Origin of the sequence: Rhodococcus sp. RDE2, from assembly GCF_020885655.1 — a bacterium.
GTDB classification, from domain to species: Bacteria; Actinomycetota; Actinomycetes; order Mycobacteriales; family Mycobacteriaceae; genus Rhodococcus; species Rhodococcus pyridinivorans.
The window spans coordinates 19,752-32,350 of record NZ_AP025188.1; the positions used below are offsets into that span (position 1 = coordinate 19,752).

The following is a 12,599-nucleotide window of genomic DNA, read 5'->3' on the forward strand; positions in this document are numbered from 1 at the left end:
AGCCGTGCACGCTGGACAGATAGGCCAGCTGCGCTCGCAGGTTCTCAGCCGCGTCGTCGAGTTCGTCTACGGCGATGTGCGCAGTCGCGGCAGCTACGTTTGCCCCGGCCAGCTGACGGTAGAGGTCGTCGACCGCAGCGGATTGCGTTGCCAGCTGTTCGGTGGTGCGCAGATCCTCGGCAAGCCGGTGTACCCGGTCGGAGGAATTGTCAATACCTGTGGATCTGGGTTTGTCAGGCGACCTCGGACACTGGGGTGTCGGGCGATGGTTCCGGGGTGATGTCGACCGGACGTTCGAGGAGCTTGCCCTGGTGGAACACTGCGCCGGCCCGCACCAACGCCACCAGGTGTGGTGCGTTGACCGCCCGCCACCGCGACTGCGCTGCTTCGATCAGCTTGTAGGCCATCGCCATGCCCGCCGCCCGTGATCCCGGGCCCTTGGTCACCCTGGTCCGAAGCCGAACCGTCGCGAAGGTCGATTCGATCGGGTTCGTGGTGCGTAGATGCACCCAGTGCTCGGCGGGATACCGGAAGTACTCGAGCAGCACGTCGGCGTCATCGACGATTTTCTTCACCGCTTTCGGGTACTTCGCGCTGTAGTCACGTTCGAACGCTGCGATCGCCAACTGCGCCTTGTCGATGTCCTCGGCCCCGATGATCTCCTTCATCGCCGCCAACGCACCCGGATGCGCCGATTTCGGGAGTGCAGCAAGAACGTTGGCTTGTTTGTGGAACCAGCAGCGTTGTTCGCGGGTGGCGGGGAACACCTCCCGCAGTGCCCGCCAGAATCCCAAAGCTCCGTCCCCGACCGCGAGCGCCGGCGCGCGCATCCCGCGGCGGCGGCAATCCCGCAGCAGGTCCGCCCAGGACTCGGTGGACTCTCGGTAGCCGTCGGCCAGGGCGACGAGTTCCTTGCGGCCGTCCGCCCGCACCCCGAGCATCACCAACAGGCAGAGCTTTTCCTGCTCGAGCCGGACCTTCAGGTGGATGCCGTCGACCCACAGGTACACATAGTCGACCTGCGAGAGATCCCGCTTCGCGAACGCGGTCGCCTCGTGCTGCCACTGCGCGGTCAGTCGGGTGATCGAGGCCGGTGACAGGCCGGCACCACTGCCGAGGAACTGCTCCAGAGCGGGCCCGAAGTCGCTGGTCGACAATCCGTGCAGATACAGCAGCGGCAGCACCTCCGACACCTGCGAGGACTTGCGAGCCCACGCCGGCAAGATACGCGACGAGAACCGCCTGCGCTCACCGGTATCCGGGTCGGTGCGCCTGTCGTTGACCCGCGGTGCCTTCACCGCCACGGCACCAGCAGCGGTGATCACCTCGCGCTGCGCGTGGTAGCCGTTGCGCACGACCAGACGGTGGCCGTTGTCGTCGACCTCACCGGCATGCCGGGCGATATAGTCGGCGACCTCGGCCTGCAACGCTGCGGCGAGCATCTGCCGGGCCCCGTCACGGACGATCTCGTCGAGCAGCGACCTTCCCGGATCCGCACCAACACGGGTGTCGTTGGAGTCGTCGTTGTTGTCCACTACCGTGAGCACGGGCGTGCCTTCCCGCCAGCGTTGGCGCGCTGGTCTTGATCAGAATTCAGGTTCCTTGCAGATCATCTTCCGGGAAGGCACGCCCTCCCGGGATCCACAGGTTCTGATCATTGCTCACCCGGTCGAGGGCCTGCTCGATGAGGCGAAGGCAGACGCCTCGTTCGATGAGCGCAGCGCGACTGTGCGCGAATGCAACCTGCCGTCGTTCCCATTCCTGCTGCACATAGGACTCCGGTGCGGAGTGGGCGGGCACCTCCGGTGTCGTGCATCGAAGTTGCAGCAACTCGTAGGCTGTAGCGGCGAGAGCGTGCAACTCCATATGCAGGGCGACAACCGATCGATCTCCGTTGGCAACCGGGTGTTTCCAGGCCGGATGCACTGCAATCCGCTCGACGATCCCCTCCACCACGGTCAGCAACCGAGTTTCGTCGTTGTCGAGACTCGCCGGCCACTGCAACGCGGTTGCGGCCGACTCGACAACTCGCACCTCGTTGCCACTGAGGCCCAGCCCACGGCCTTGCCACCACCGCCGTCGCGGGAGCTGGGTGTAGTCGATTGACCCGGTGAAACGGGCAATCTCATCAAGCCGTCGTTGGACCGACTGAGGGACCGAACTCCAGTCCACCGCAACAACGGTGCGGGGCAGTCGCTGCGGGTAACGCAGCTGCTTTTCGATCCACTCACGTGCTGCGGCGTACGCCGAATCTGCCACGCAAGACCTCCCATGCCAGCGTCGGTGCGGGTGTTAGGCGACGGAAAGCTCGGGTACGGAAGTGCTTTGCCGACGGATCGTGCGCACGATTTCGAGGTATCCCAGGCCGACATCGGCGAGTTTCCTCACCTGATCCCTAACACTCGCGCCGCTCAACCCCTCATCACCAAGGGTAGTGACAGCGAGAGTGAAAGCTCGGTCTTCTCGTGTCTGAGTCCGCAGGACCAGATCGGACGTTGGACGGAAGTCCTGCTGAGCGGTCTGATCGTTGATGTCGGTGTCATCCTCGACACGGACGAGAGCTTCGCGTCGGCGCTGTTCGTCGAGCTCACGCTGCCTTTCCATCTCAAGCCTGCGCTGGTTCTCCAGCTGTTGCGCCTGGAGTTGAGCGCGGTACTTATCCCAGCCGCCCTTGTTGACCCACCATCCGAACGTGCTGTCCCAGTCGGAGCGAGTCGTCGGCTTGTGCGGATCTGCGTACTTGTCGAAGAAGTCGGCCAGAACCTGCTCCTGGTCCATGCCCTTGGAGATCATGGCCTGGAGGTTCTGGGAGTTCGGCTGCCAGTTCCGCGGCAGCGGGACTGGCGTCGAACTCGTCTTCTCCTGGTCATCGACTTCTTTCGAGAGAAGAGAAGAGAGAGAGGTAAGAGAACACTCGTGGTCCGAATCCGCCACCGGGGTCGGGGTGGATTCGCCACCTACCTCGGTGGCGAAATCGGTGGGGTCGCACTCACCAGGTCCGAAAAATGGACCGGGTTCGGTGACTCGGACGAGTGAGTGGTCCACAACGAGGAAGTAGGCGTTCCTCTGCTCATGGGCGCCCACACGACGGATGAGGCCGGCGGTCTCCAGATCCTGCAACGCATAGATCAGTGTCTTCCGGTTGCAACCGGCGAGCTGAGCGACTTCTTTGTAGGAGACGGGTGCGGTGCACGCGGTCTCCTCGTCGGAGAGCTGAAGCAATGCAAGTGCAACCGATCGGGCACTGTGCTTGAACGTGGCCTCGCTCGCGCTGAGAGCGTGAAGCCATGCTGCGATTGGGGTCGCGAAACTCATCGAGGTTCCTCTCGTGTCGAGGAAGACCAGCGACACGCCTGTCCTCGAAGAACACCCCAACCGTGGCCCGGTGCCAATCGAGCCTGTAGCATTAGCCATGCGAGTTACGGCTATATGCCTGTTTGGTTGGGTTGTTCCTCCCAGATGGGTATGTAACTGATCTTCTGTTGAACCCCTCGGCTGCCAACCGGGGGGTTCAGCGCTTTCTGGGTCTAACTCGCTTTCTTGTTGCGGGCCTCCGTGACGTAGTTGCTCACGGCCTGCCTGATGAGCTTGGAGACAGTCAGCCCGGTTTCGTTGGACAGTGCCTCCAACTCGGCATCGAGCACGTCGGGGAACCGTACGGTCCGCCGCGGTGCAACCGGAGTGTCCGGCGTTAGCCGCCGGTTGGGTCTGATGTGTGAGACAGACTGTTGCTGCTTCTCTGCGGTCGCCATTTCACCCCTCCCCTTTCGCCCCCCGACTGATCCCTATCGTGCGCGGCCGAGACTAGCACTGTTGATCTTGCGTGTCCGACAATAACGGGGCGTGTCGGCGTGTCGAATCGGATGCGGCAACGACCTGACCATCGGTCGGCACCAGGACCTGGGAAAACGTGAGGGCGACGGCGGTATTGTACCGCCGTCGCCCCGTCGTAGGCTCGCTCTGGAACAGGGGTCAGGCGCGGGATGCTGCCCGCACCGGCTCGCTGGCCTCGGCGATCGGCAGCGGCGGAACCGCAAATCCTTCGGCCTCGGCTTCCTGCCGGAACTGCCTCCACCTCCTGCTGACGGTCGACTTGTCGATATCCAACCGCTCAGCAACGTCGATCTGCCGCAGTGTGGGGTCGGTGACCATCATCGAGGCGACGATCTTGACGGTTTCGTGGAAGTCCGTGTCGTTGATGAACTGGAGCAGCCCATCCTGGGTCTGCGTGTAGCCATGTTGCGTCGTCGCCGTGTCGATGTGTTCGTCGGTTGCAGGAGTTGCCCCTGGGGTGCTGAGGGTTGCAGCAGCACTGGTCAGGGGGACGTCTGACTCTTCGACAGGCAGCTGGGTCACGGCGAGGCCGTCGTTGCGACTGTCGATGGAGGCGTGTTCGGCCTGCTCGGCGACAACGTGAGGGGAAGAGGGCTCGTCGTGTGGTGCAACGACGGACGTAGCAGTTGCCCGTGGCGTTGTAGCGAGAGTCGGGACTGCTGCCGGCTGCGGGACGCCTCGGGGCAGGTCGCTGCGTCGGAGCATCAGGACGAAGATGTGGAACAACGCCAACCACAGCACAGGGAAGATCGACTCGAACATTGCTGCGAGCCACGGGGCCTGCGGAATGTATCCGATGTCCTCCCCCGCTGCGATCCGTGCGAGGTTACGGTCGGCGGTCTGCCAAGCGTGCAACGCGTTGCCGCCGACGCTCAACAGAACCGTCACCACGGCCACAGTCGCGCACAGGCTGAGGGTGTGCCACCTTCGCCCCTGGAGGCGGAAGACTACGAAACAGGTGGTTGCAGCGGCTTGTCCGACGTCGATCGCAACCGGAGGCATCCAGGACCGTTCCGGCGCTGTGCCCATCTCGACGGCCAACGCTTGCAATGCATCGAACGAGAGGATGAACGACAGCGCTGCAACGAACAGCGTCATGGGAGGAATTGTCAATACCTGTGGATCTGGGTTTGTCAGGCGACCTCGGACACTGGGGTGTCGGGCGATGGTTCCGGGGTGATGTCGACCGGACGTTCGAGGAGCTTGCCCTGGTGGAACACTGCGCCGGCCCGCACCAACGCCACCAGGTGTGGTGCGTTGACCGCCCGCCACCGCGACTGCGCTGCTTCGATCAGCTTGTAGGCCATCGCCATGCCCGCCGCCCGTGATCCCGGGCCCTTGGTCACCCTGGTCCGAAGCCGAACCGTCGCGAAGGTCGATTCGATCGGGTTCGTGGTGCGTAGATGCACCCAGTGCTCGGCGGGATACCGGAAGTACTCGAGCAGCACGTCGGCGTCATCGACGATTTTCTTCACCGCTTTCGGGTACTTCGCGCTGTAGTCACGTTCGAACGCTGCGATCGCCAACTGCGCCTTGTCGATGTCCTCGGCCCCGATGATCTCCTTCATCGCCGCCAACGCACCCGGATGCGCCGATTTCGGGAGTGCAGCAAGAACGTTGGCTTGTTTGTGGAACCAGCAGCGTTGTTCGCGGGTGGCGGGGAACACCTCCCGCAGTGCCCGCCAGAATCCCAAAGCTCCGTCCCCGACCGCGAGCGCCGGCGCGCGCATCCCGCGGCGGCGGCAATCCCGCAGCAGGTCCGCCCAGGACTCGGTGGACTCTCGGTAGCCGTCGGCCAGGGCGACGAGTTCCTTGCGGCCGTCCGCCCGCACCCCGAGCATCACCAACAGGCAGAGCTTTTCCTGCTCGAGCCGGACCTTCAGGTGGATGCCGTCGACCCACAGGTACACATAGTCGACCTGCGAGAGATCCCGCTTCGCGAACGCGGTCGCCTCGTGCTGCCACTGCGCGGTCAGTCGGGTGATCGAGGCCGGTGACAGGCCGGCACCACTGCCGAGGAACTGCTCCAGAGCGGGCCCGAAGTCGCTGGTCGACAATCCGTGCAGATACAGCAGCGGCAGCACCTCCGACACCTGCGAGGACTTGCGAGCCCACGCCGGCAAGATACGCGACGAGAACCGCCTGCGCTCACCGGTATCCGGGTCGGTGCGCCTGTCGTTGACCCGCGGTGCCTTCACCGCCACGGCACCAGCAGCGGTGATCACCTCGCGCTGCGCGTGGTAGCCGTTGCGCACGACCAGACGGTGGCCGTTGTCGTCGACCTCACCGGCATGCCGGGCGATATAGTCGGCGACCTCGGCCTGCAACGCTGCGGCGAGCATCTGCCGGGCCCCGTCACGGACGATCTCGTCGAGCAGCGACCTTCCCGGATCCGCACCAACACGGGTGTCGTTGGAGTCGTCGTTGTTGTCCACTACCGTGAGCACGGGCGTGCCTTCCCGCCAGCGTTGGCGCGCTGGTCTTGATCAGAATTCAGGTTCCTTGCAGATCATCTTCCGGGAAGGCACGCCCTCCCGGGATCCACAGGTTCTGATCATTGCTCCAGCGTCATGGCGGCAACCACTGCAATCGTGAGTTTCATCTGGATCGTCATTGGCGCCTCGGGCTGCAACTGGGTTGCGGCCTGGGCTGTATCGTCGGACATGACCGGGATCTCCTATCTGTGGGTTCTGGTCAGGGCGTCCTGCGGAGCTGCAATTCCGTGCAGGGCGCCCGCTGCGTTTCGGGCGGCGGTGATCCGGTCGGTGAACCCCGGACGCAATCTCGCTGCGTTCGTGCTCGACAGCGAAAAAGCGCAGGTAGAACCCGATTCCGGGACGCAGCCCTTGCGCGGTCGTTGCGTCCGTTGCCTTCCCTGTTGTGCAGGTAAGAGGCGACAGTTGCCGACGTTCTCGGCTGATCCTAACCGAGTTGCCGCCATGCCGTCGTCTCTGCAACGTTGCAACGTTGCAGACGCTAGCATTCGAAACATTTCAACGCTAGAACGCTGAAACGTTGTAATGGTAAAAATTCAAACCGTTGCAACGGCAAGCGATTCATCGGTCCCCGGGCAAGGCGAGGCGCAGGTCGATGCCGATGCGTTTTACAGTTGCAACGTTCTGCCATTGGAATGTCACGACGACAGTTACAACCGTCAGTTGCATGTTCTGTGGTTGTAATGGTTCGCGATTGCAATAGCTTCCCGTTGCAACAACTCGTGGCTACAACTGCCGGGGGTTGCAACCGCGAGCGTCTGTAAACGCCGGCGCTTACAACTGCTGGCAGGGCTTCCACGGGCTGGTGCGGTCGCCGCTATGTCGGGGTGTTGGTCGAGACGGCGTGGGGTTGCAACGCTCTGTCGATAAGCGATTCAAATGTTGTAAAGCTACAAATGCAGAACACGGAAAACCCCTGGCAGCAGTGCTACCAGGGGTTGGGGGTGTTCGAATCAGAGGCGGGTGCGGCCGATTTTTCCGGGGCGTCGGCCGGCTCGTGCGGCAAGTTCCTGAGCGACCTGCTCGGGCGTCATTTGGTCGGCGAGGCGAGCAAGCGCGAGGCGGACTACAGCGGCCCGGTTCGCGTCGATCTTGGGCTGACTTCGCCGTCCTGCTCGTTTGACGTCCTCTAGGAAGTCGTCGTTCTCCGCAGTCAGATAGACCGTGGCGGGCATGAGCGGATTCTCGTCAGGCGTGGCCTCGGAGGGAGTGGAGGCGGCACGCGACGTCTTGGCTGGAGTTTTCGGAGCCGACGATGGTGCTGGAGACGGAGGGGTCGTTGTGGGTGTGGCAGCCGGCTCGGGCGCAGCCGTAGGGGCGGGCTCTGCCGGTGCAGCTTCCGGGGTTGCGACCTGCGCCTCGCTCTTGGGAAACGTGACCGGCGTGGTGCGAGCCCGGTGCATGGGCGGAGGCACGTTCGGCCCCTTGTTGCCCTTGGTCTTTCGCTGGAGCGCGCCCAACCCGATGTCACTCATTGACGTACTCCTTCACGTAGTCGGCCACAGAATCTAGGGCGTCAGCGAAGGCTTGCAGCTTCTTCGCGGGCTTGTCCTCGGCGGTGATGGCGATGCGCTTAGTGCGGATGCCCACCAACGGCGCTTCCGGAACGAGAGGGCCGACCTGGACGGGAGTGCCGTCGATGATGCGGCCGAGACGGTTGACCAGGCCAGCGTGGGCGGTGCGAGGCACCATGTTGGGCACGAGCACGATCGGATAGTCCGCCATCTCGTTGACGAGCTGCTCGGTGGCGTCAAGTTCGGACACCTTCACCGGGCAGGGTGAGACCACGACATTGGCCACCGACAATGCTCCGAGGGTATGGGGCTTCGCATCGTTGTGTGTGTCGACGACGATCCAGTCGGTGTCCCATTCCTTGCCCCACTTGACCAGCGCCTCTGCCATCTGGTCCGCGGTGAAAGGATCCTCGAGGATCAGCGGGTCACCCGGCACCAGCCGAGGCTTCTTGTAGCCCTGCAACGGCTTCGGTGTCCGGCCTTTCAGCACTGAATCCACCAGGATCGACCGCACTCGGGTCTCCGGCCGGTAGCCCCACTTCACTGTGGCACTGCCGTAGTTGTACTCGAGGTCCACGAGGACTCCACCCAGCAGCCAGGCGAGTTCGTACGCGAGTGTCGTTTTGCCGACCCCACCCTTCCGGGCATGGGTGACCAGAATGTTCGTCACGCCTGCATCCTACTTTTTCAACGGTAGAACGATGTGAGGTCGGGCCGTTGTAGGTTTGTAACTTTGAAAATTGACGAGCTTAACACTGCTACTGCAACTGTCCAATAGTTAAATGTTGCAACATTTAGTGTTTGTAATGGCAAAACGTGGAAGAGCGTCGTCATGTGTGGAGACGCACGCGGCGTAGCAGGGGCTGTGTGCAGCCCCTGTGAGTGAACTGTCCCTCCTGTACTGTCTTCTGTTTGTCAGGGGGATGGGGGATCTTCATGCTGATGCACCGTCGTGCGTTAGGGCCGCGTATGCGGCGGCCTGGTGCGCACCCGCTCGTGCGCGGCGATTACTTGTTCGCGGGTGACGTGCTTTCCTCGACCGGCCGGGGAGCGGCGGTGGCAATCCGTCAGCGCTTCGGCTATGCGGGAGGCCACTTCCGGCTTCAATCGCGCTTGTCCGCGTTCGAGTTGGGCCAGCGTGCTAGTGGAGATGCCGGCGAGTTGGGCCAGTTGCGGCTGAGTCAGTCCTGCCATAACGCGGAGGTCTCCGAGGTATTGCTCGTCCTCAGGAATGGGCACCAGTTCGGCGACGGGAACTCCGAGGGCTTGGGCGACGCGGGCGAGGGTGTCGACGCTGGGGGAGGCGGTGCCGCGTTCCCAGTTGTAGACCGCAGCGGTGCTGACGTCGGCCAGTCGGGCAAGTTCTCCGGGGTTGAGGTTCCGGCGGGTGCGGACGGCTATCAGCGCCGATCGATCGAATCCTCGCAGGACGCGGCGGGTCATACCCGCCCTTCGGCGCTGGTGCTCATAGCCGACCACTGTGCAATACCTCTCGAATGCTGTCACAACATAGAGTGATGAAATTGTGCTATAAAGTGCTACCATAGAATAGAAAACGGAGGAGTTGGAGGTCTTGCTTTGAGAGATGACTTCACGCGCTGGAGTGCGCTACGCGGAAGAAGTGGCCGGCACACAAGAGGGATCGGAGGGTGTTCTCGCCGCTGAGTACCGGCAGTCGCTTCTGATCGTGGCTGCCCCCGGACACATGTCAGTGATTGGCGTCGTGTCATGTGCCCGGGAGTCTCAACCCACCCACATAACGGACCCACGTTCGGGCGCGCTGTGAGCGCTCGGGCACCCGCTTGCGTATTCAAGGAGGTCCCGATGTCTGTGTCGGGCACGGAAGATTCGCCGTTACACCAGGCTACCGGGGGTTCTGGGCGTGGTCGCGGTTTTCAGCGATTGCACCGGACTGCCGCGGCGTCCCTTTCGGCGGCGGTCATCGCGGCGGCTGGCCTCGGCACCGCCCCGGCCTATGCCCAGTCGAGCACGGGCGATGAACCGCACTGGCTCGGTGAGCTGGTCTCGGACTGCCCGGATCTGTACGTGCTCGGGATGCAGGGCACTACCGAGACCTCGCCCGATGCGCCGGTGAAGGTCGATACCGGAATGCTGGCGAACATCATGGGGCCGCTGCTCGATCAGGCCCGTGAGCTGGGCGCGAGCGTGGACCGGGCGTATGTGCCGTATCCCGGTTCGTTCGGTGGCCTGACGCCCGGCGGCACCGAGTCGTATGTCGAGTCGGTGACCGCGGGGGAGGAGAACCTGTCCCTGGCGGCGCAGAAGGTGCTCTCGCAGTGCCCCTCGGCCAAGCTCGCCGTCGTCGGCTTCTCCCAGGGCGCTCACGCGGCGTCGAATTTCCTGCGGTCGGTCGGCAAGGGCAGCGGGGTCGTTCCGGCCCGCTCGGTCGCAGCCGGTGCCTTGTTCGGCGCTCCGACCCGCAGCCCCGGATCGGGACTGTTTCCCGGGACCTCGCAGACAGCCCCGTCACCGGTTCCCGGTACCAGGGGTGAGGCGGTCAAGGCGCTGTCGTCGGTGTCGTTCACCGCCCCCGAGGGGGGTGGCATCGGGCCGGTGGCCGATCTGACCAGCAGCTACGGCAGCCTGTCGGGACGGGTGTCGTCCTGGTGCCAGGGCGGGGATCTGGCCTGTGATGCGCCGGCGAACGCCCCGGTCGTGCGGGCGGTGGTCAACGTCGCCGGTCAGGTCGAGGTCGGCGGGGATCCGTTCGTCGCGATCTCCACGGTCGGACGGGCACTGGCATCGACAGCGTTCAAGACCGCCGTCGATGTGGTCAACCAGGACATTCAGGCGCCGAAGAATGCGCTGTCGGCGATCTCGGTCCAGCCGAAGAAGACCATCTCGCAGCGTCTGGCCGAGGCGTCCGATCCTCGGGCGACGCCGCCGACGGGGCAGGAAGTCACGGCAGCGTTGATGAAGGTCGGGTTGATCGGCATCAATGCGGCGGTCACGGTCGTCAAGAAGGTGCTGACCCCGGAGACGATCGCAGCGGTCGCGGCGGCCGGGTTGGCCAATCCGGCCGCGGCCTTCGCTGTGCTCGCGGCCAAGACGGTCAGTGTGCTGCCCGAGCTGGTCCCGCCGGCGACCTCGCAGCGGTTGGTGCGGCAGGCATTCCAGGTCGTGCAGAACGAGGTCAAGGCCAATCGGGATGCGTTCGACCTGGTGGCGATGACGACGGTGCGCAATGTCGCCGCCGAACATGGCTCTTACGGGTCGGTCCCGGCCACGGCCAGCGGGCAGGCTCCGACCCGGTTCGCTGCGTCCTGGCTCGCGGCCGCCGCAGCCGATATCCGGGCTGCGGCAGACCCCGCCGTCTCCACGTCCACCTCGGTGACCTCGACGTCCACGTCCACGTCCACCTCGGTGACCTCGACGTCCACGTCCACGTCCACCTCGGTGACCTCGACGTCCACGTCCACGTCCCCGTCGACGACGCCGCCCACCACCTCGGCACCGGCGGTGAGCACCACGACTGTGGTCGACGCGGGACCGACGGTGCTCGATCAAGGCGGCATCTCGGCCGCCGAACTCAATTGATTCACGTGATTCACGCCTCGACACAGAAGAAAGAGAAGCGAGTATGAGCAAGCATCGCAGGGCATCGCGCATCGCCAAGGCGAGTGTCGTGCCCGCCACCGCCGCCGCGATCGTGGCAGCGGGCACCGGCCTGGCCTCGGCCGATCCGGTGGAACTTCCCTCGCAGGGTGGGGTCACCACCCCGGCACCGTCCACTCAGGGCGGTACTACCAGCGCGCCCGAGCCTCCGGCCAAGCAGATCTACTGGACCCCGCCGCCGACGCAGCAACGCGAGTATGCGCCGCTGCCGGACTACAACTACGACACCAACCGCTACGAGCGGCAGTCCACTCCGGCGCCGATCAACCCGCTGGAGCTGCGTGCCCCGCAGCCGGTCGAGCCGGAACCGATCTACATCGCTCCGCCCGAGAAGATCATGGTCGGGGACATCCACTTCAACCAGCCGAACTGGGTCACCGACGATGACCGGGAGCGCACCAACAACACCGCCGGTCTGATCCGGTCGGATGTGGCGACGTTCTACAAGTCGGTCGGTATCGAAGCCAGCCGCGCCGATCGGGTAGCAACCGCTCAGATCACGGCAACCGCCGTCGGCGCGACTGCGGTCGGCACGGCGTGCGCCGTCGGTGGTGGCGCACTCGGCGGAACGATTGGTGGCCTTGCCGGTGCCGGGATGGCCGGCATGGTTCCGTTGCCGCCTCCGCTGCCCCAGATCACCACCGGTGTCGCCGGTACCGCCCTCGGTACCGCTGTCGGCGCGACGCTGGCCGGTGTGCCCTGCGCCGTCGGTGGTGGGCTGGTGGGTTTGGCTGCCGGGACCGCTTTCGGTGCCGGTGACGACGAAGGTCAGCCCATCGAGGTGGAACTGCCGGACGTAGGGGAGGACGTGCTCACCGAGCAGGCCGACTCCACGGTCGAGCAGTGGCAGTCCTCCGGCCCGGTCGGACAGGCCGCCGCCGACGCCGTCCGCAATGTCGTGCAGACCGCCCCGCAGGTCGATTCCCAGGTCCGTGAGTGGGTCAAGGTCCAGCCCGGTGGTGAAGGCGTGATCGCCGGTGTGGACAACGCACTGGATACCTTCTTCGGCGGTTCGGCCGGCACTGCCGCCGAGATGATCTCCACCGCGATCGGCGACGGCATCGTGCCGGCCTGACCTGCTCGACCAGCTTTCGGTGGGGGCGGGCACGCCCCGCCCCCA

At 64.5% G+C, this 12,599-nt stretch carries 11 protein-coding genes; 3 read left to right on the forward strand and 8 right to left on the reverse strand.

Annotated elements, in window-relative coordinates; translation table 11 throughout:
- Positions 1-233: 233 nt before the first annotated feature.
- The 6 genes from LPH33_RS26335 to LPH33_RS26360 all read right to left on the reverse strand — a co-directional run bounded on the left by LPH33_RS26335 (position 234) and on the right by LPH33_RS26360 (position 6,281).
- Entirely contained in the window at positions 234-1,547 is a 1,314-nt protein-coding gene (locus LPH33_RS26335) for an IS256 family transposase (protein ID WP_039584670.1), read from the reverse strand.
- A 46-nt stretch (positions 1,548-1,593) separates the two neighbouring features.
- On the reverse strand, positions 1,594-2,259 hold the full coding sequence (locus LPH33_RS26340) for a hypothetical protein (protein WP_229568870.1): 666 nt from the start codon (positions 2,257-2,259) through the stop codon (positions 1,594-1,596).
- A 33-nt stretch (positions 2,260-2,292) separates the two neighbouring features.
- On the reverse strand, positions 2,293-3,351 hold the full coding sequence (locus LPH33_RS26345; protein ID WP_019288868.1) for a helix-turn-helix domain-containing protein: 1,059 nt from the start codon (positions 3,349-3,351) through the stop codon (positions 2,293-2,295).
- A 176-nt stretch (positions 3,352-3,527) separates the two neighbouring features.
- On the reverse strand, positions 3,528-3,752 hold the full coding sequence (locus LPH33_RS26870; RefSeq protein ID WP_084295208.1) for a ribbon-helix-helix domain-containing protein: 225 nt from the start codon (positions 3,750-3,752) through the stop codon (positions 3,528-3,530).
- A gap of 220 nt (positions 3,753-3,972) precedes the next feature.
- Positions 3,973-4,932: a DUF2637 domain-containing protein gene (locus LPH33_RS26355; protein WP_229568872.1), complete on the reverse strand. Its 960-nt coding sequence runs from the start codon at positions 4,930-4,932 to the stop codon at positions 3,973-3,975.
- A 35-nt stretch (positions 4,933-4,967) separates the two neighbouring features.
- The gene (locus tag LPH33_RS26360; RefSeq protein WP_039584670.1) at positions 4,968-6,281 is read right to left on the reverse strand and encodes an IS256 family transposase; all 1,314 of its coding nucleotides are present in this window, start codon (positions 6,279-6,281) and stop codon (positions 4,968-4,970) included.
- A 944-nt stretch (positions 6,282-7,225) separates the two neighbouring features.
- Between LPH33_RS26360 and LPH33_RS26365 the strand changes: the two genes are divergently transcribed.
- Positions 7,226-7,462: a hypothetical protein gene (locus LPH33_RS26365; protein ID WP_019288871.1), complete on the forward strand. Its 237-nt coding sequence runs from the start codon at positions 7,226-7,228 to the stop codon at positions 7,460-7,462.
- 334 nt (positions 7,463-7,796) lie between these two features.
- On the opposite strand, the gene LPH33_RS26370 is transcribed toward LPH33_RS26365, so the two are convergent.
- The gene (locus tag LPH33_RS26370) at positions 7,797-8,513 is read right to left on the reverse strand and encodes a ParA family protein (protein WP_019288872.1); all 717 of its coding nucleotides are present in this window, start codon (positions 8,511-8,513) and stop codon (positions 7,797-7,799) included.
- 287 nt (positions 8,514-8,800) lie between these two features.
- Positions 8,801-9,286 carry a helix-turn-helix domain-containing protein gene (locus LPH33_RS26375; RefSeq protein WP_033098690.1) on the reverse strand — a complete coding sequence of 162 codons (486 nt, stop codon included), beginning with the start codon at positions 9,284-9,286 and terminating at the stop codon, positions 8,801-8,803.
- A 459-nt stretch (positions 9,287-9,745) separates the two neighbouring features.
- On the opposite strand from LPH33_RS26375, the gene LPH33_RS26380 reads away from it, so the two are divergent.
- Both LPH33_RS26380 and LPH33_RS26385 read left to right on the forward strand, forming a co-directional pair.
- Positions 9,746-11,401, forward strand: a complete 1,656-nt coding sequence (locus LPH33_RS26380; protein WP_267499203.1) for a cutinase family protein — start codon at positions 9,746-9,748, stop codon at positions 11,399-11,401.
- Between the two features lie 43 nt (positions 11,402-11,444).
- Positions 11,445-12,554: an insoluble domain protein gene (locus tag LPH33_RS26385; protein ID WP_198162609.1), complete on the forward strand. Its 1,110-nt coding sequence runs from the start codon at positions 11,445-11,447 to the stop codon at positions 12,552-12,554.
- The last annotated feature ends 45 nt before the right edge of the window (positions 12,555-12,599 follow it).

Coding starts and splice junctions, on each gene's coding strand:
- LPH33_RS26365 (WP_019288871.1), top strand. CDS start 7,226: ATGCAGAACACGGAAAACCCCTGGCAGCAGTGCTACCAGGGGTTGGGG.
- LPH33_RS26870 (WP_084295208.1), bottom strand. CDS start 3,752: ATGGCGACCGCAGAGAAGCAGCAACAGTCTGTCTCACACATCAGACCC.
- LPH33_RS26385 (WP_198162609.1), top strand. CDS start 11,445: ATGAGCAAGCATCGCAGGGCATCGCGCATCGCCAAGGCGAGTGTCGTG.
- LPH33_RS26375 (WP_033098690.1), bottom strand. CDS start 9,286: ATGACCCGCCGCGTCCTGCGAGGATTCGATCGATCGGCGCTGATAGCC.
- LPH33_RS26355 (WP_229568872.1), bottom strand. CDS start 4,932: ATGACGCTGTTCGTTGCAGCGCTGTCGTTCATCCTCTCGTTCGATGCA.